This window comes from Kitasatospora sp. NBC_00240, assembly GCF_026342405.1.
Lineage (GTDB): Bacteria > Actinomycetota > Actinomycetes > Streptomycetales > Streptomycetaceae > Kitasatospora.
This window is the reverse complement of sequence record NZ_JAPEMU010000001.1, coordinates 1,302,434-1,319,268: the sequence shown is the minus strand read 5'-3', so window position 1 is coordinate 1,319,268 and position 16,835 is coordinate 1,302,434. Positions and strand designations below refer to the sequence as shown.

Annotated in this window: 15 protein-coding genes and 1 pseudogene; 7 read left to right on the top strand and 9 right to left on the bottom strand. The window is 74.6% G+C overall.

Annotated features, from left to right (window positions below):
- Positions 1-325: 325 nt before the first annotated feature.
- A complete protein-coding gene (locus OG689_RS05510; protein WP_266318239.1) occupies positions 326-736 on the bottom strand; it encodes a hypothetical protein in 411 nt (136 codons plus the stop codon).
- Between the two features lie 295 nt (positions 737-1,031).
- Positions 1,032-1,835 (bottom strand): exodeoxyribonuclease III, encoded by an 804-nt coding sequence (locus OG689_RS05505; RefSeq protein WP_266318237.1) that lies wholly within the window; start codon positions 1,833-1,835, stop codon positions 1,032-1,034.
- 273 nt (positions 1,836-2,108) lie between these two features.
- Here OG689_RS05505 and OG689_RS05500 point away from each other — a divergent pair, with 273 nt between their 5' ends.
- Positions 2,109-2,885 carry a GntR family transcriptional regulator gene (locus tag OG689_RS05500; RefSeq protein WP_266318236.1) on the top strand — a complete coding sequence of 259 codons (777 nt, stop codon included), beginning with the start codon at positions 2,109-2,111 and terminating at the stop codon, positions 2,883-2,885.
- Between the two features lie 227 nt (positions 2,886-3,112).
- Here OG689_RS05500 and OG689_RS05495 read toward each other — a convergent pair whose 3' ends face one another.
- Positions 3,113-4,300, bottom strand: a complete 1,188-nt coding sequence (locus OG689_RS05495; protein ID WP_266318234.1) for an ROK family transcriptional regulator — start codon at positions 4,298-4,300, stop codon at positions 3,113-3,115.
- Positions 4,301-4,847: 547 nt separating this feature from the next.
- Positions 4,848-6,050: an FAD-dependent monooxygenase gene (locus tag OG689_RS05490; RefSeq protein WP_266318232.1), complete on the bottom strand. Its 1,203-nt coding sequence runs from the start codon at positions 6,048-6,050 to the stop codon at positions 4,848-4,850.
- 290 nt (positions 6,051-6,340) lie between these two features.
- On the opposite strand from OG689_RS05490, the gene OG689_RS05485 reads away from it, so the two are divergent.
- The 3 genes and pseudogenes from OG689_RS05485 (at position 6,341) to OG689_RS05475 (ending at position 8,899) form a co-directional block, all read left to right on the top strand.
- Positions 6,341-7,042, top strand: a complete 702-nt coding sequence (locus OG689_RS05485; protein ID WP_266318230.1) for a methyltransferase — start codon at positions 6,341-6,343, stop codon at positions 7,040-7,042.
- 48 nt (positions 7,043-7,090) lie between these two features.
- Positions 7,091-7,944 (top strand): annotated as a pseudogene (locus OG689_RS05480) (IS5 family transposase).
- A 529-nt stretch (positions 7,945-8,473) separates the two neighbouring features.
- On the top strand, positions 8,474-8,899 hold the full coding sequence (locus tag OG689_RS05475) for a GNAT family N-acetyltransferase (RefSeq protein ID WP_266318228.1): 426 nt from the start codon (positions 8,474-8,476) through the stop codon (positions 8,897-8,899).
- A gap of 58 nt (positions 8,900-8,957) precedes the next feature.
- Here OG689_RS05475 and OG689_RS05470 read toward each other — a convergent pair whose 3' ends face one another.
- Positions 8,958-9,560 (bottom strand): TetR/AcrR family transcriptional regulator, encoded by a 603-nt coding sequence (locus OG689_RS05470; RefSeq protein WP_266318226.1) that lies wholly within the window; start codon positions 9,558-9,560, stop codon positions 8,958-8,960.
- Between the two features lie 115 nt (positions 9,561-9,675).
- Between OG689_RS05470 and OG689_RS05465 the strand changes: the two genes are divergently transcribed.
- On the top strand, positions 9,676-10,101 hold the full coding sequence (locus OG689_RS05465; RefSeq protein ID WP_266318224.1) for a nuclear transport factor 2 family protein: 426 nt from the start codon (positions 9,676-9,678) through the stop codon (positions 10,099-10,101).
- A 217-nt stretch (positions 10,102-10,318) separates the two neighbouring features.
- Here the strand turns inward: OG689_RS05465 and bioD are convergent, their stop codons facing one another.
- From bioD to bioB, 3 genes are all read right to left on the bottom strand, one after another.
- The gene (bioD, locus tag OG689_RS05460) at positions 10,319-11,077 is read right to left on the bottom strand and encodes a dethiobiotin synthase (RefSeq protein ID WP_266318222.1); all 759 of its coding nucleotides are present in this window, start codon (positions 11,075-11,077) and stop codon (positions 10,319-10,321) included.
- The gene (locus OG689_RS05455; protein WP_266326882.1) at positions 11,074-12,306 is read right to left on the bottom strand and encodes an adenosylmethionine--8-amino-7-oxononanoate transaminase; all 1,233 of its coding nucleotides are present in this window, start codon (positions 12,304-12,306) and stop codon (positions 11,074-11,076) included. The genes bioD and OG689_RS05455 overlap by 4 nt, the downstream gene beginning before the upstream one ends.
- Before the next feature lie 163 nt (positions 12,307-12,469).
- Positions 12,470-13,708 carry a biotin synthase BioB gene (gene bioB, locus OG689_RS05450; RefSeq protein ID WP_266318220.1) on the bottom strand — a complete coding sequence of 413 codons (1,239 nt, stop codon included), beginning with the start codon at positions 13,706-13,708 and terminating at the stop codon, positions 12,470-12,472.
- Positions 13,709-13,929: 221 nt separating this feature from the next.
- Between bioB and OG689_RS05445 the strand changes: the two genes are divergently transcribed.
- Entirely contained in the window at positions 13,930-14,826 is an 897-nt protein-coding gene (locus tag OG689_RS05445; protein WP_266318218.1) for a hypothetical protein, read from the top strand.
- A 101-nt stretch (positions 14,827-14,927) separates the two neighbouring features.
- Here the strand turns inward: OG689_RS05445 and OG689_RS05440 are convergent, their stop codons facing one another.
- The gene (locus OG689_RS05440) at positions 14,928-15,872 is read right to left on the bottom strand and encodes a chlorophyllase (RefSeq protein WP_266318216.1); all 945 of its coding nucleotides are present in this window, start codon (positions 15,870-15,872) and stop codon (positions 14,928-14,930) included.
- 213 nt (positions 15,873-16,085) lie between these two features.
- Here OG689_RS05440 and OG689_RS05435 point away from each other — a divergent pair, with 213 nt between their 5' ends.
- Entirely contained in the window at positions 16,086-16,676 is a 591-nt protein-coding gene (locus tag OG689_RS05435; protein ID WP_266318214.1) for a TetR/AcrR family transcriptional regulator, read from the top strand.
- The last annotated feature ends 159 nt before the right edge of the window (positions 16,677-16,835 follow it).

The following is a 16,835-nucleotide window of genomic DNA, read 5'->3' as shown; positions in this document are numbered from 1 at the left end:
GGAGCCGTAGTTACAGCCACAGGCACCCAGGAGCTGCCCTCCACGAGGCGGCCGTCGACCGCCGTCAGGGCTGCAGCCGGGCCGGTACGGAACCATGCCGCCCTGCTCGCCGGCCCGGTCCTCCCGCCTGGAGCGGGGCTGCCAAGGGGGCATCCGACGCGGTGATCACACCAGCCATGGTCGTGCGCCGGCCGGACCGCCGCGGGTGCCGCCCGTCTGTGCGGTCATGGCCCGCAGGCCAGGCGGCATGCCGCTCGGGGTGACGGCCCCGGTCTGCCCATGCGGTGCGGCGGGGCATGACCTCTCGCCGGCCCGTGCACTGCGGTCAGGGCCGGCCTTCGGCCTGCGGCGGACTCCCCGGCCACACTTCGAACGCCTGCGAGATGCCCGCCGGCGGTCCGGCGCGGAAACGCCCGCGGATCAGCGCATCGACCTTGACCGCGGCGTCCTTTCGACCGCTGAGCTCCACCTTCACCGGTCCGGCAGCGGCATCTGCGAAGGCAACCGGCCGTGCGGCGCCTTGTTCGAGGGGGGCCGACGTGTCCACCTGCCAGCGGGTGCGGACCACCTGATCGGCGGGTGAGACGTAGTCCCCCGCTGCGCCAGGACCAGGGACAACGATCAGCTTGAACGACTGCCCCACCGTGTCGGCGACCACGTTCGCCACCGGCGGTGCGCCGGAGATCGACATGTGCACCATGCCGCTCGGTTCCCGTGAGCCACTGGTACTGGTCATCTCTCCTCCGAGGTCAGCTCCTCTTCCAGGGTCTGCCAGTGCGAGGCCTCCCGCATCCGTTCAGCAGGCGGTCCCGCTTCGTGCTCGCGGCCGCCGGCGACAGTCCGCGGGCAGGGGTGGCGTCCGGTTCGACGGTTCCATGACGCGCGGCCGGGGCGCCCGGCACGCGCACCGTGCCCCAGGTGAAGTCGTCGAGCGCCTGCTCACATGGCAAAGGTGCTCCACGGGGACGGACACCACGACTCCCCGCGACGGAGGCCCGGCTCGGGCCGGGGCCCCGGCCCGAGAAGGAGCGTCAGAATCCCCCGTCGTAGACCACGGTGACGGGGGCGTGGTCGCTCCACCGCTCGGCGTGGGTGGCCGCGCGCTCCACGACGGCCGTGGTGGCGCGGGCGGCGAGGCCCGGGGAGGCGATCTGGTAGTCGATCCGCCAGCCCGAGTCGTTGTCGAAGGCGCGGCCGCGGTAGGACCACCAGGTGTAGGGGCCGGTGCGGTCCGGGTGGAGGGCGCGGACCACGTCGACGTAGCCGGCCTCGCCGAGGACCTGGTCGAGCCAGGCGCGCTCCTCGGGGAGGAAGCCGGCGGCCTTCTGGTTGGCCTTCCAGTTCTTGAGGTCCTCGGGGCGGTGCGCGATGTTCCAGTCGCCGCACACCACCACCTCGCGGCCGGCCGCGGCGGCGCGCTCGCGCAGCTTGACGAGGTGGACCAGGAACCCGGCCATGAAGCGTTCCTTTTCCTCCTGGCGCTCGGTGCCGACCTCGCCGGACGGGAGGTAGAGACTGGCGACCGTCAGGCCCGGCAGATCGATTTCGAGGTATCTGCCCGAATTGTCGAATTCGGGCGATTCGAAGCCGATGGTCGTGCGTTCAGGTTCCGACCGCGAGAGCACGGCCACCCCGGCCCGGCCCTTCGCCGCCGCAGGTGCCCAGGCCGCGTGCCAGCCGGGTAGATCCCTCAGCTCGGGCGGCAGCTGGTCGGCCTCCGCCCGCACCTCCTGAAGGCAGACGACGTCCGCCTCGGTGGCGCTCAGCCACTCGACGAAGCCCTTCTTGGCAGCGGCCCGGATCCCGTTCACATTCACACTCGTCACCACGATCACCCGGGCAGCCTACCGAGGGTCGGGGGCGCCCGGTGGTACCGGCCGGGGCGGCGGTGTCGGCCCTGTCATGCGCGTTCACTTCATGAACACGGCATGAATCCACGATTCGTCCTGTGCAAGCCCGTGCATTGGTCTTGACCATCTCCGGACAGACCCCCTAGTGTCACTTACTGCAAAGACCTTTAATAAAGAAGGACGGATAAAGCCCGCTCTCCTACCTGCCGCAACACCGGGCACGGGCTGGCCGACCTTCCTTCGGGCCGGGTGGAGGACATGGTGGCCACGACAGGACAGCTTGAGGCGGTGCCGGAGCCGAAGTACTGGCACCTGCGCACCGTGCTTCTTCGCACCATTGACGCGGAGTTCTCGACCGGTCAGGTACTCCCGAACGAGCGGGAGCTCTCGGCCCGCTTCGGGGTCGCCCGTGCCACCCTGCGCCAGGCCCTCGACCAGCTGGAGCTGGAGGGCCGCCTGGTCCGCCGCCGCGGCATCGGCACCCTGATCGCCGCCCCCCGGGTCGGCGTCCCGGTCAGCCGCCGCGAGGAGGGCTGGCCCGGCACCGCCCGCAGCCAGGCCTGGCGCACGGTCGACTGCACCAGCGCCCCGGCCGGCGCGCAGCTCGCGCAGAGCCTCGGCATCCCGGAGAGCGAGATCGTCCACACCGTCCGCCGGGTCCGGATGGTGCAGGGCCAGAACGTGGCCGGCGAGTCGCTGCACGTCCCCTCGTCCGCGCTGCCGCACCTGCCCGGCTTCCGGGCCGAGAACGACCGCGCCCGCTCGGTGCTGCGCCACCTGGAGCGGCTGGAGGTCGACGGCGAGTCCCGCTCGGTCGAGCTCGGCGTCGCGGAGGCGAAGGAGGCCGCCCTGCTGGAGCGTCCGCCGGGCACCCCGGTCCTCGTGGTCACCAGCCAGTACGCGGCCGGTGGCCGACTGGTCGCGCTGGCCGTCTCCACCTACCGGGCCGACACCTGCAAGCTCACCTTCGGCGAGACCGGCCTGGTCGAGGTCACCCCGGTCGCCGCCGGCGCCGTGGTCGCCACCGCCTCCTGAGCCCGAGGACGGCGTACGGCGGACATACCTGGCGCCGACCCGACCCGCGAAGGCCCGTTCACCGGATCCGGTGAACGGGCCCTTCGTGTTGTCAGCGGCGCTTCGCTGGGGCCGGGTTCGGGCGAAGGCGGACGGACCGGTGCGTGCTGCCGCCGCTTGCAGCTGTCGGGCCGTGGTAAGGCAGCGAGGGGTGGCGGGGAGCATCCCCGCCACCCCTCGCGGACAGATCAGGCCCGGACGCCGCCGCTGCCGTTCGTCGGCGGGTCGACTGCGAAGAGCTGCTCCTCGACGTGGTCCAGGGCCACCCGCAGCGCCCCCATCGCCACCACCTCGGAGCCCAGGGCGGCGAGCGCCACCTCCGGCGCCCGCAGGGTGTAGAGCGCCAGCTGCTTGCGCAGCGGCTCCAGCACACCGTCGAGACCGGCCGCCCAGCCGCCGACCACCACCAGCTGCGGGTCTATCGCCAGCACCAGCGCGGCGACGTCGTGCACCAGCCGGCCGAGGAAGCGGTCCATCGCGACCTGCGCGACCTCGTCGCCCTCGCGGGCCAGCCGCAGCACCCGGGCCACCGCCGCCTCGTCCAGCGGGTCCAGCGGCTTGCCGGAGGTGGAGAGCAGCCGCTCGGGGGTGGCCTCCCGACCGAGCAGGTGCAGGGCGCCGATCTCGCCGGCCGCGCCGCCGAAGCCGCGGTGCAGCTTCCCGTTGATCAGCGAGCCGGCGCCCGGGCTGAGCCCGGCCATCACGAACACCACGTCGCCCATGCCGACCGCGGAGCCCTGCCAGTGTTCGGCGATGGCGGCCAGGTTGGCGTCGTTCTCGATCAGCACCGGACAGCGGAACGAGCGGCGCAGCCGGCCGCCGAGGTCGAGCCCGGTCCAGCCGGGCATCGCGGTGCCGAGCTGCACGGTGCCGTCCCGGTCGACGATGCCGGGGCTGCCGACGCCGACCGCCCACAGGTTGTCCCGGGAGATGCCCGCCTTGCGCAGCACCTCGGCGACGGTGGTGCGGACGGCGCTGAGCCGCTCCTCGGCGTCCAACGCCTCGTCCACCGGCTTGAAGTGGCTGCCGACCACCTCGCCGGCCAGGTCGGCCAGGATCACCCGGATGTCATGGACGCCGATCTCGATCCCGAGGATGTGCCCGGCCTCGGCCCGGAACCGGAACCAGCGGGCGGGGCGACCGCGCTGGCGGCCGCCGCCGGGCTGTGCCGCGCCGGCGTCGTGCTCGACCTCGGCGACCAGGCCCGACTCCACCAGGCTCTCGATGACGCCTTCGACGGTGGGGCGGGACAGGCCGGTGTCTCCGACCAGCTGAGTGAGGGTCACCGACTGACCGGATCGCAGTGCGCGCAGCGTGACGGCGGCGTTGATCCGCCGCAGCAGCGAGGAGTCTCCTCCGGTGAGCCGATCCGACAAAGCGCTACCCTTCCGCGTTCGCGCGACAACTCTGGCGCGCGGTGCCGAGTTCGAGTGCGCGGTGGCTTCTGACGCACCGCGGGACACACCCGCCCGGAGCGCGTGCGACAGTGCGGCGGTGACCGGAGGGCGTGAGCCGGATGCTACCGGTGACCCCTGTCGGCGGGCGAGCATTTCCGCAGCTCATAACGGCTTCGGTATCTAAATGGTACGGATCTGTGGGTACCTGCCCCGGGTGTTCGGACGGCCGCCGGCCGGCCGCCGCGGTGGCGCTGGCGGCCGCCTGCCGCTCGCGGTGCCCGCCGGTGGTGCCCGCCGGTGGCGCCCACCGCCGTGCGGACGGTGGCTCCGGCGGGGGCGCGGCCCGGCGCTCCTGCGGCGGTCCGTCGTGGACGGGACGGGCGGGACAGGGCCGGGAGGGGCTGAAACGTCCGGCCGCGTCCGGCCGCGTCCGGCCCCGCGTCCGGCCCCGCGTCCGGCCTCGAGCCCGGTCGCCGGTCGCCGGTCGCCGGTCGCCGTGGCAGCGACGGGCCGGGCCCGGCGGGGTTCAGCGGGTGGTGCCGGTGAAGGCGCCGGACGGGTGCGGGTGCGGGTGCGGGTGCGGGGCCTGGTCCGGCGGGGGCCCGGCGGTCCGGCGGTCCCAGAACGGGTGGCCGGCCCAACGGTCCTCCTGCCGGTGGACGCTGCGGTGCTCGCGCAGGTAGCCCGCCCAGACGGCCCGCACCCCGTGCCCGTACTCCTCGAGGGCCGAGCGGTGGCCGCGCAGCCGGGCGTCGAGTGCCTCACCGGCATTCAGACCGGTGACCAGGGCGGTGAGGACGCCCTGGGCGGAGAGCGGGTCGAAGGCGGCGGCCGCGTCACCGGCGGCGACCCAGCCGTCGCCCCAGGGCCGGTCGAGATGTGCGCTGTGCGCCGGCGCGCGGCGCGGGGCGAGGCCCGGGTCGGCGGGGTGCGGCTCGACCCGGGCACGGATGTGACGGGTCCGCAGTATCCGCTGCCGGAACCGCCCGGCGTCCGACGGCGCCGCGGCGGGCAGGTCGGCGTCGGTGAACCAGGCGACCAGGCGGTGCCGGGAGGGCAGCAGTGCGGTGTACCACCAGCCGTCCGGGTCGGACTCGACCAGCGAGCAGCCGTCGACGGCGTCCGGGGCGGGTCCCAGGGTGAGGTGGGTGGCCGTCAGGCGGTCGAGGGTGCGGCGCCGGGCGCCGCAGCGGGTCGCGAGGGCGGCGGCGCGTCCGGTGGCGTCGACCAGCCAGTCGCACCGGACGGTCCGGCGGCCGGCGGGCCCGCGCAGCTCCACGCTCCAGCCGCCCGCCGGGGCGCGCAGCGGCGGCCGGACGGCGGTGTGTTCGGCGAGGTCCGCCCCGGCGGCTCCGGCGGCGGCGCGCAGCCGGCGGTCGAACAGGGCCCGGTCGAGGAGCCGGCCGGGGCCGTACGGGTCGCGGATCGAGTGCACCGAGCGGAGTTCGGGCGAGCCCCAGGCGGAGAGTCTGCCGTAGCAGGGCAGGTGCCCGGAGCCGAGCACCTGCTGCCCGATCCCGAGGTCGTCCAGCAGCACCGCGGCGACCGAGGCCAGCGACTCGCCGGTCTTGGCGGGGCCGGTCCCGGCGTCCGCCAGCAGGACGCTCCGGCCGGCCCGGGCCAGGGTCAGCGCGGCGGCGCAGCCGGCCGGCCCGCCGCCGGCGACCAGCACCTCGTAGCGTGCGGCGGGCCCCGAGGGCTCGGTCGGGTCCGCGGGCGGTGCGGGCATGGGGATCCTCCGTGGTCGCACTGTCCTTCGGCTGCGAAGGTAGCGGGCCCGCCGCCGGCGGTGGCGCCGACGCCCCGGCTTTTCACACGGACGGGTCGCACCGGTCGGCGGCCGGTGCCAATGGCGGTGCCGGTGCCGGTGCCGGTGGCGGTGGCGGTGGCGGTGGCGGTGGCCGCAACCGGCATCGGCGGGTACCCGGGCCGTCGGGCCGTCCGTCGGGCGGTCGCGGACGGTCGCGGACGGTCGTCGGGCGGTCATCGGGAGTGCCGGGCGGCCTCTATGCTGCGGGCATGCCGAACGAGCTCCGTACGCTTCATCCTGGCACCACCACGCTGTCGGATCCGGCCTTCGTCCGGGAGAAGACCCGGCTGACGCTCGTTCCCTTCGTTCCCGAGGTCCGCCTGCACATGGCGGACGACGCCATCACGCTCTGGGAGTCGACCGAGGAGGCCCGCGGCGAGATCGGACTGCCGCCCCCGTTCTGGGCGTTCGCCTGGGCCGGCGGCGTGGCCGTCGCCCGGTACGTGCTCGACCACCCGGACCTGGTGGCCGGGCGCACGGTGCTCGATCTCGCGGCCGGCTCGGGGCTGGTCGGGATCGCGGCCGCGCTGCGCGGCGCGGCCTCCGTCCGGGCGGCGGAGATCGACGCCTACGCCGTCGCCGCGATCGAGATCAACGCCGAGGCGAACGGAGCCCGGGTCGAGGCGGCGGTCGAGGACCTGCTCGACGGCGACGGCGCCCCGGCCGAGGTGGTGCTCGCCGGGGACGTGTTCTACGAGCGGACGATGGCCGCCCGGTTCCTGCCGTTCCTGGAGCGTGCGCAGGCCCGGGGCGCCGTGGTGCTGGTCGGCGACCCGGGCCGGGCCTACCTGCCCCGGGAGCGGTTCACCGCGCTGGCCTCCTACGAGGTGCCGGTGGTCGCCGACCTGGAGGACGCCGCCCTGAAGCGGACCACCGTCTGGCGTCTCAGCGCGGCCTCCCCACCGGCCTAGAGCGCGTCTTCAAAGGCGATGGGCTGATGAGCGATCATGTTGGTCGTGATTCGTCGTCATGAGCTGTCGGACGTGGAGTGGGAGGTGCTGTCCCGTCTCCTGCCGCGAGCGGGGACGGGACGGCCTCGGGCGGACGACCGGATGGTGCTGAACGGGATCGTGTGGAAGCTGCGGACCGGCTCGGCGTGGCGGGACGTGCCGGAGCGGTACGGCTCGTGGCAGAGCCTGTACACGCGTTTCCGCAGGTGGGCCTTGGACGGGACCTTCACCCGGATGCTGCGCTCGATCCAGGCGGAGAAGGACGCGGCCGGAGACATCGACTGGCTGGTGTCGGTCGACTCCACGATCGCCCGTGCCCACCAGCACGCGGCCGGCGGCCGCAAAGGGGGGCTCCCGACTGGGACAAAGCGGATGATCACGCCCTCGGTCGATCCCGGGGCGGACTGACCACGAAGCTCCACCTCGCCTGCGACGGGCGGGGACGCCCACTGGGCCTGGTGGTCACCGGCGGGAACGTCAACGACTGCACGCGCTTCGAACAGGTCATGGCCGACATCCGCGTGCCCCGCCTCGGGGCGGGCCGCCCGCGCACCCGCCCCGACCACGTCCTGGGCGACAAGGGCTACAGCTCCCGCGCCATCCGTACCTACCTCCGTCGGCGCGGCATCGCCCACACCATCCCGGAACGCGCTGACCAGGCAGCCGGCCGCCGCCGAAGGGGACGACACGGCGGACGGCCGCCCGGTTTCGACAGGGAGAAGTACACCCACCGGAACACAGTCGAACGCTGCTTCAACCGGCTCAAGCAGTACCGCGGCATAGCAACCCGCTACGACCAGACCCGCGAGTCCTACCAGGCCGCCGTCACTCTCGCCTCAACCCTGCTCTGGATCAACCTTTGAAGACGTGCTCTAGGCCTACCGCCGTTCCCGCTGGTCCCGTCACCTCGTGCGGCCGGTCCAACCGCACCGGAGTACAGCTCCAACTGGGTTGCGGGGATGGTTGGTTCTGCGAGAAAGGCAGAGTGCCCGAACCGCTCCCCCCGCTTCCAGGCACCTTGCTCCCACGTTCGGCACCGGCCGCGACGGGGATGTCGTCCCGTTCGATCGCCGCGCTGCTGGACCGGCTCGAGCTCGATCCGTCGTCATCACCACCCCGCACCGGGTCCGGCTGGTCGTCGACGCCGAGGCGGGGAGCGCGGCGGCGACATGGAGCACCCTGCCGCTGACCGGCCCCAGCCTGGAGCTGCCTGTGCGGTCACCGCTGATGACCCGACCCGACGCCGCCCAGCGGGGCCGTACAGCCGGGCCGTCTTCGACGCCGCGGGCCGATCCGACGCGAACGGTCGGGCCCGCCCCGGCGGCAGCGGCCTGGGGCCGCCGCCGGGGAAATCCCTTCGTGGCGCCCCGGGAGGACTGCTAGACAGTCGGCATGACCGATCTGATCATTCGTACCGCCGGTGTCCACGAGGTGCCGGACCTGCTGGAGTTCTGGACCCGGGCGGCCGAGGGCACCAGCATCACCGACGACGCCGACGGCCTGGCCCGGTTGATCGCGAGGGACCCGGAGGCCCTGATCGTCGCCGAACTCGACGGCACGGTGGCGGGCACGGTGATCGCGGGCTGGGACGGCTGGCGCTGCCACCTCTACCGGCTCGCGGTCGACCCGGAGCGCCGCCGGCGGGGGATCGGCGCGGCCCTGCTCGCCGCCGCCGAGCAGCGCTTCGAGGCGCTCGGCGGTCGCCGGGCGGACGCCATGGTGCTCAACCACAACGAGCTGGGGCAGCGCACCTGGGAGCGCGCCGGCTACGGCCCCCAGCCGCAGTGGACCCGTTGGGTCAAGCCGCTCGGCGGCTGAACGTTCCACCGCCGGCCCGGCGGCCCGGCCCCTGGGGGTGTCGGGTGCCCGCCGGCGGTCACGCCCCCGCCGGGGTCGCGAAGGCGTCGAGCAGCGCGTCGACCTCGCGGGTCACGCCGGCCAGCGCGGCCGAGGGGTCGGCGGCCCGGGCGAGCAGCATGCCCGCCTCGCAGAGGGCGCCCAGCAGCAGATGGGTGCGGATGTCGAGATCGCCCGGGCGCAGCCGTCCCTCGGCGACGGCCGCCCCGAGGCCTCGGCGCAGCAGGGCGACGCTGTGCTCCGCCTCGATCGCCCGCACCGCCTCCCAGCCGAGCACGGCCGGCCCGTCCAGCAGCAGGATCCGCCGGACCGCCGGGTCCAGGCAGCTGCGCAGGAAGGCCGCGCACCCGGCCCTCACCGCGGCCAGCGCGTCCGGCGAGCCGGCCGCGGCCTCGCCGAGCAGCCGGGCCCGGCGCTGCTCCTGGTCCAGGAAGGCGGCGCGCAGGAGGGCGGTCTTGCCGTCGAAGTGGTGGTAGACGGCGCCCTTGGTGACGCCGGCCGCCCGGGCGATCCCGTCGATCGACACGGCCGGGTAGCCGTCCCGGCCGAAGAGCGTGATCGCGGCGTCCACGATCTCACCGGTGGTGCTCTCCGAGCGGTCCGCCTGGGTCCTTCTGGCCATGACTGCCTCCTCTTGACATCACATACTAACGGTACGTAAGTTCCATACCGCAAGTACGTACTGTCGGTACGTAACATTGGCAGGCACCTGGCTTCCCTTGGGGAGAGGACAGCTCATGACGGACACCCGACCCGGCACCCGGCCGGACACCCAGGACACCCCGCACCGGGCCCACCACGCGGGCGACTTCGCCGACCGGTGGGCCGCCTTCTGGGCAGCGCCCGACCCGGCCCGCCTCGGCACCCTGAGCCACCCGGAGATCGTGCTGCACTGGCCGGGGCGCCCCGAGCCGATCGTCGGCCTGGACCGGTGGACGGCCCAGGTGGCCGGCACCCTGCAGCGGTTCCCGGACCTGCGGCTGGCCGTGCTCGCCCATGCCCTCAACGAGGACGTCGCCTTCATCGGCTGGCGGGCCACCGCCACGGTCGACGGCACCGCCGCCGCCTGGGAGGGGGCCGACCGGATGCGGCTGGTGGACGGCCTGGTGGTGGAGTCCACCGTGGTCTTCGACACCGCGGGACTGCGCGGCCGCTCCGCCTGAGCACGCCCGCCGGGCACGGCTGACCCACGGCTGACCCACGGTTGACCCACCGCTGCACCCGACCACCGCTCGGCGGCCCGACCACGGGGCGGGCCGCCGAGCCGGTGAGGCCGAGGTGGGTCCGTCGCGTCAGCAGGTCAGCAGGTCACGCAGGTCACGTAAGTCACGCAGGTCACGCAGGTCAGCAGGTGAGGCACGTCATCGGACCGTCAGGCCGTCAGGGAAGCGGCAGCGGGAGCGGCGGCACCTGGTGCGCGGCCGTGAACGCGGCCGCGTCCCAGTGCCCGCCCAGTCGGGGGGCCAGCGCCGCCAGCGCCAGCCCGGCGAAGCCGTCGGGCTCCCGCCCCGCGCCCTCGGGCAGGACACCGAGCAGCGGGGCCCCGGCCGCGACGGGCAGATCGGCCAGGTTGCAGCGCTCGGCCAGACCGGCCTGCCGCGGCCAGGCACCGACCAGCACACCCAGCGGTGCCAGGCCCCGGGCGTCCAGCGCCTCGGCCGTCAGCGTGGTGATGTTGAGCGTGCCGAGGGCCGCCGCCGCGACCACCAGCACCTCGGGGGCCAGCCCGAGATCGGCGCTCGCCCGGGCCATGTCGGCCAGGGTGCGGCCCTGTTCGTCGTAGCGCACCAGCAGCCCGCCGGCGCCCTCGACCAGGACCAGGTCGTGCCCGTCGGCGAGTTCGGCCACCGCCTCGGCCACCTGCTCCGGACCGATGGTCGGCAGCCCGCACCGCCGGGCGGCCGTGTCGGGGGCCAACGGCTCCGGGTAGCGCGCGAGTTCACGGGTGGTCAGCGGCCCGGCGAGGCGGACCACCTCGGCGGCGTCCCCGGGCTCGCCCGGCGCGACGCCGGTCTGCCCCGGCTTGAGCACGGCCACCCGGCGTCCGGCGGTCAGCGCGGCCGCGGCGATCGCCGCCGTCGCCACGGTCTTGCCGACGTCCGTGTTGGTGCCGGTGACGAAGAGGACCTCGGCGGTCATCCGGCCACCGCCGCCGCCGTGACCGCCGCGGCGATCCGGGCCAGGTCCTCGTCGTCGGTGACGTACGGCGGCATGGTGTAGATCAGGTCCCGGAACGGCCGGAGCCAGACGCCCTCGCGGGCGGCCGCGTCGGTGGCGGCGGCCATGTCCACCGGGTGGTCGAGCTGGACGACGCCGATCCCGCCGAGCACCCGGACGTCCGCGACGCCCGGCACCTCGGCGGCGGCCGCCAGGCCCGCGGTCAGGGCGGCCTCCACCCGCTTCACCCCGACCTGCCAGTCCTGGTCGAGCAGCAGCCCGATCGAGGCGTTGGCGACCGCGGCCGCGAGCGGGTTGCCCATGAAGGTCGGGCCGTGCGCCAGCACCGGCACCTCGCCCTTGCTGATCCCGTCCGCGATCTCGCTCGTGCAGAGCGTGGCGGCCATCGTCAGGTAGCCGCCGGTCAGCGCCTTGCCCAGGCACATCACGTCCGGCGAGACGCCGGCGTGGTCGGCGGCGAACAGTTCGCCGGTCCGGCCGAAGCCGGTGGCGATCTCGTCGAAGACCAGCAGGACGCCGTGCTCGTCGCAGAGTTGGTGCAGCAGCCGCAGGTAGTCGGGGGAGTGGAAGCGCATCCCGCCCGCGCCCTGGACGACCGGCTCGACGACGACCGCCGCCAGCTCGTCGGCGTGCCGCTCGATCAGGCCGGCCAGCTCGGCCGCGTACGCCTCGTCCACCGGCGCGTCGAAGCCGGCCGGAGGCTCGCCCGCGAACAGCTGGCGCGGCAGCACGCCGCCCCAGAGCTGGTGCATCCCGCCCTCGGGGTCGCAGACCGACATCGGGTGGAAGGTGTCACCGTGGTAGCCGCCGCGCCAGGTCAGCAGGCGCTGCTTGGCCGGGCGCCCCACCGACTGCCAGTACTGCAGGCACATCTTCATCGCGACCTCGACGGCCACCGAGCCGGAGTCGGCCAGGAAGACGTGCCGCAGCGGCTCCGGCGTGATCTCCACCAGCGTGGCCGCCAGCCGGACGGCGGGCTCGTGGGTGAGCCCGCCGAACATCACATGGCTCATCCGCCCGAGCTGGTCGCGCACCGCCTCGTCCAGCACCGGGTGGCGGTAGCCGTGGATCGCGGCCCACCAGGACGACATCCCGTCGACCAGTTCCCGGTGCCCGGCGACCGGCTCGGCCAGCCGGAGCCGGACCCCGGACGCGGACTCCACCACGTACGGGGTCGCGGTGCCGGGCATCGGCCCGTACGGGTGCCAGACGTGCGCCCGGTCGAGCGCCAGCAGGGACTGCGGGGACAGCTGTGCCACGGTGGTGAGTTCCTCGGTCGTCACGGTGTTCCGGCGCCGGGCCCTTGTGGGGCGGCCGGCGCCGGTTCGGTCCGGGTCGTGCGGTGGGGCCGGGTCAGGCGTTCGGGGCCAGCTCGGTCCCGGCGCCGCGCCGGCGCACCCGGACCAGGTCGCTGCGCACCTCGTCGTCGGCGGAGCCCGCGGCGGCGTCCTGGCCGGCCGCCGCGACGATGGCCGGCTCGCCGGCCGGGGCCGCCTCGCCGTGGCCGCCGCAGGGGCCGCAGCCACCGCCCGAACCGCACGCGCCGCCGGCCGGGGCGCAGGCGTGCCCGGCCGCCTCGGCGGCGTCCACGCGGTGGCGCGGGAGGGTCACCTGGCCGGCGCCCTCGACCTCGAAGCCGGCGTCCGCGATCATGTCCAGGTCGGTCTGGCCGGCCTGGCCCTCGCTGGTCAGGTAGTCGCCGAGGAAGATCGAGTTGGCGATGTGCAGGCCCAGCGGCTGCATCGAGCGCAGGTGCACCTCGCGGCCGCCGGCGATCCGTACCTCGACGTCCGGGCAGACGAACCGGACCATCGCCAGGATCCGCAGGCAGCGCTGCGGGGTGAGGTTCCACTCCTTGGCGAGCGGGGTGCCCTCGAACGGGATCAGGAAGTTGACCGGCACCGAGTCCGAGTCCAGCTCGCGCAGCGCGAAGACCACGTCGACCAGGTCCTCGTCGCTCTCGCCCATGCCCGCGATCAGGCCGGAGCAGGCGGACAGGCCCGCGCCGTGCGCCTTGTTCACGGTGTCCACCCGGTCCGCGTACGTGTGGGTGGTGGTGATGTCCCCGTAGGTGCCCTCGGAGGTGTTCAGGTTGTGGTTGTAGGCGTCGGCGCCGGCCGCCTTCAGCCGCTCGGCCTGGTTGTCGGAGAGCAGGCCGAGGCAGGCGCACACCTCGACGGCCTCGTTGGCGTCCTTGATCGCGGCGATGGTGTCCGCGACCCGGTCGATGTCACGGTCCGTCGGACCGCGCCCGCTGGCGACCAGGCAGACGCGCTTCGCACCGCCGGCGAGGCCCGCGGCGGCCGCCTCGGCGGCCTGCTCCGGCTTCAGCCAGGTGTACTTGAGGATCTCCGCCTTGGAGCCGAGCCGCTGCGAACAGTACGAGCAGTCCTCAGGGCAGAGCCCGCTCTTGAGGTTCACCAGATAGTTGAGCTTGACCCGGCGGCCGAACCACTGCCGGCGCACCCGTCCGGCGGCCGCGACCACGTCGAGGAGTTCGTCGTCGGTGGTGGCGAGGACGGCAAGGGCTTCCTCGCGGGTGGGAATTTCCCGGCGCAGGCCCTTGGCGGTGAGGGTGTCGAGCAGATCCATGCGCCTGATCCTGCCCGCTCGCCGGGCGCCCGCGCCAGAGGGAACCCGCCAGAAGATCCCCCGGCGGATGTGCGAGTTGTCACAGTGTCGCCGCTCACAGTAGTGGCGCAGGTCACCCGTGCTCCGCCGGCCACCCCTCGGACGACGGGTCGGGGTCGCGCCCGGCCCCGGGGGCCCACCCCTTGATCAGCGGCGCGGACCCACCACCTAGAATCTGCGCCATGACCACGCAGGGGCAACGCGACCCGCAACCGGCAGACCGGACACCTGAAGGGCGCGCCGCGCGGGCGCGCCACGCGACCCGCGGCCTCCCGGCCAGGGCGCTGGGGTGGTGCGTCGTCGTCGCGGTGGTCGCGAGTGGCGGATGGATAGTCAGCCGGCCGCACCCGGGGGACTGGATACCCGGGCTCGGCCCGTCCAGCGCGGACGCCGCGAAGACCCCGCCGGTGGTCGGCAACCCGCTGCCGCCGAGCGGCACGGACCCTGAAGGCCTCACCGCGGACCGGTACTTCCCCGCCCAGCGCGCCGTCGAGATGGGCGTCTACAAGGGCCGGCGCAACGGCGCCCGGCAGGGCCAGGACTGCGCCGAGACCCTGCAGACCCGCGAGCCGGACCTGCTGCAGGGCAGCGGCTGCCAGGGCTATGTGACCGTCAGCTTCAGCGCCGTCGACCAGCCCGCCCTGCTGAGCAGCGTGACGGTGCTGCGCTTCCCCGACGACGCCTCCGCGGCGAAGGCCGCACAGGCCCTGCGGTCCGGGCACGGGCCGGCCGAGACGCTGGTCTTCATCCTGCCGGACGCCTCCGCGGCGGCCGCGCCGCTCACGGCCGGGGGCAAGCCCGCCGATCCCGCGAAGCCCGCCGACCCCGGCCGGGTGGAGGCCGTCGGCCACTTCCTGACCGTCACCGTCTCGCGGTTCACGGAGCCCCGGGCCGCCTCGTCGAGCCCCACGGCGACCGGCACCGCCCCCACGCCGGAGACGCCGTCCGCCGCCGCCTCGGTGAGTGCCACGCCGCCCACCGCCCCGACCACCCCGGCCGGGCCGAGCCAGGCGCAGCTGCTGGACGCGGCGACCCGGGCGGTCTCCTACGCGGCCGGCGCGCAGTTCATCTGGACCTGAGCCGGGCCGTGCCGACCTGACGCCGCGTCGGGGGGAGAGCCCGGGCGGCACACGGTGAGCGGCCCGTCCATGCCCGCTCCCGGCCGGCAGCGGAGTCCCGCCTACTTGCTCCGCAGCTTCCCGAGCGGGTCGGGGTCGCCCTCCAGGGCGGCGACCGCCGCCGGCCAGCCGGTGTCATCGGGGCGGAGGGCGCTGTGCAGGAAGGCGGTGCTGAGCCGCTGGATCAGGGCGACGCGCGCGGGGCTCTCGTCGGTGGTCTCGGCGACCTCGTACCCGGGGATGCCGCCGAGTGAGTGCTGTGCGCCGAACAGGGTGAGCAGGCTCTTGGGTCCCGGGCTGTGGGTGTAGGGGTCGGTGAACCAGTCCGGGCCGCGGGTCGACAGGTGGGAGCGGTCGTCGTCGCCGGCGACGATCAGTGCCGGGGTGGTCATGGCGCCGAAGGAGGGCCTCAGGAAGGGCAGGTGCTCGGCGGCGAACGGGGTCAGGTCGTCGCCCAGGCCGGTCAGGGCGAGCAGTACGCCGGCCTTGACGCGCGGGTCGGACATGTCCTCGCCGGGACCTCCGTCGGCGTCCAGGACGCGCGCGCCCAGCAGCACGCTCGCGCTCTGGGCGCCCCAGGAGTGGCCGGCCACCGCGACGCGGTCGCGGTCGACGCGTCCGGCGAGGCCCGGCACGGCCTGCGCCAGGACGTCGAGGCTGTCAAGGACGAGCGTGAGGTCCTCGATCCGGTGGCGCCAGATCCGCGGCGTGCGGGGGTCCTCGGCCGGGACGGCGAGGGTGCGGGAGTCGAGGTGGGTGGGCTGCACGACCACGAAACCGTGGGCGGCCCAGTGGTCCGCCAGCGGGGCGTAGCCGTTCATCGACCAACCGAAGCCGTGGGAGAAGACGACGACGGGCAGGCCGGTGCCCCTCGCGGGGGCGGACACCCGGACCTGGAGGTCCGCAGCGCGGTCGGCCGGGGCGGGCAGGACGACGGGCTTCGCGGAGATCACCGTGCGGGGCGCGTCCGCGGGCTGGTGCGTGTCGGTGGTGTTCAAGTCAGGCATGGCAGGGCTTTCCGTTCGGTCCGCGCCACGCGCCGGGCCCGGCGGTTCGGGCGGAACCGCCTGCCGGGGCGCGTGGGGGCATGGGGAGGCGACGGCGCGCGGCTTGGTCGCGTCGTCCCCGTTCTGGCATCATGGCCAAAACGGAACCTCGTTCCGCCAACGATATGGAACCTTGTTCCGGTTTGTAAACCCGCAAGGGGAGGAGTGTCGGACGTGAGCGACAGCAGCCAGGGCGCGGAGGGCGCGGCCGGGGCCAGGCGCAAGGACGTCCGCCGTAACCAGCAGGCCCTGCTGGACGCGGCCGCCGAGGTCTTCGTCGCCGCCGGAGTGGAGGCGCCGGTGCGCGACATCGCGGCCAGAGCCGGCGTCGGGACGGGCACGGTCTACCGTCACTTCCCCACCCGGGCCGACCTCGTCGTCGCCGTCTACCGCCACCAGGTCGACGCCTGCGCCGACGCCGGCCCGGCCCTGCTGGCGAGCAGCCCCACGCCCGGCGCGGCGTTCGGGCGGTGGGTCGACCTCTTCGTGGACTTCCTGGTCACCAAGCACGGCCTGGCCGCCGCGATGCAGGCCGACAACGCCGGCTTCGAGACGCTGCACGCCTACTTCCTCGACCGCCTGCTGCCGGTCTGCTCCCAGCTCCTCGACGAAGCCGCGGCATCCGGTGAGATCCGCTCGGACATCACCGCGTACCACCTCATGCGCGGCATCGGAAACCTCTGCATCGGCGCCGAGAGCGACCCCCGCTACGACGCGCGCCGCCTGGTCGCGCTCCTCGTCGCGGGGCTGCGACGGTCGCCCTGACCGTCCCGGGCCGCTGCATCTCCACCAGGCCCGCCGCTCGACGGGCGGTCCGGCCCGGCCCTGTTCGTGCTCGGCGGCCGCGCGCCGGCCCGAGCTCGCCCGACCGCGGCCCGGCCGGGAAGCGGGAGCCGGCTCCGAGCTCGGTCGGGTAGCTGCCGT

Excerpts from the sequence above, each read along its gene's own strand:
- OG689_RS05510 (WP_266318239.1), bottom strand. The coding sequence starts at position 736 with ATGACCAGTACCAGTGGCTCACGGGAACCGAGCGGCATGGTGCACATG.
- OG689_RS05500 (WP_266318236.1), top strand. The coding sequence starts at position 2,109 with ATGGTGGCCACGACAGGACAGCTTGAGGCGGTGCCGGAGCCGAAGTAC.
- OG689_RS05490 (WP_266318232.1), bottom strand. The coding sequence starts at position 6,050 with ATGCCCGCACCGCCCGCGGACCCGACCGAGCCCTCGGGGCCCGCCGCA.
- OG689_RS05485 (WP_266318230.1), top strand. The coding sequence starts at position 6,341 with ATGCCGAACGAGCTCCGTACGCTTCATCCTGGCACCACCACGCTGTCG.
- OG689_RS05475 (WP_266318228.1), top strand. The coding sequence starts at position 8,474 with ATGACCGATCTGATCATTCGTACCGCCGGTGTCCACGAGGTGCCGGAC.
- OG689_RS05470 (WP_266318226.1), bottom strand. The coding sequence starts at position 9,560 with ATGGCCAGAAGGACCCAGGCGGACCGCTCGGAGAGCACCACCGGTGAG.
- OG689_RS05465 (WP_266318224.1), top strand. The coding sequence starts at position 9,676 with ATGACGGACACCCGACCCGGCACCCGGCCGGACACCCAGGACACCCCG.
- bioD (WP_266318222.1), bottom strand. The coding sequence starts at position 11,077 with ATGACCGCCGAGGTCCTCTTCGTCACCGGCACCAACACGGACGTCGGC.
- OG689_RS05455 (WP_266326882.1), bottom strand. The coding sequence starts at position 12,306 with ATGCCCGGCACCGCGACCCCGTACGTGGTGGAGTCCGCGTCCGGGGTC.
- bioB (WP_266318220.1), bottom strand. The coding sequence starts at position 13,708 with ATGGATCTGCTCGACACCCTCACCGCCAAGGGCCTGCGCCGGGAAATT.
- OG689_RS05445 (WP_266318218.1), top strand. The coding sequence starts at position 13,930 with ATGACCACGCAGGGGCAACGCGACCCGCAACCGGCAGACCGGACACCT.
- OG689_RS05440 (WP_266318216.1), bottom strand. The coding sequence starts at position 15,872 with ATGCCTGACTTGAACACCACCGACACGCACCAGCCCGCGGACGCGCCC.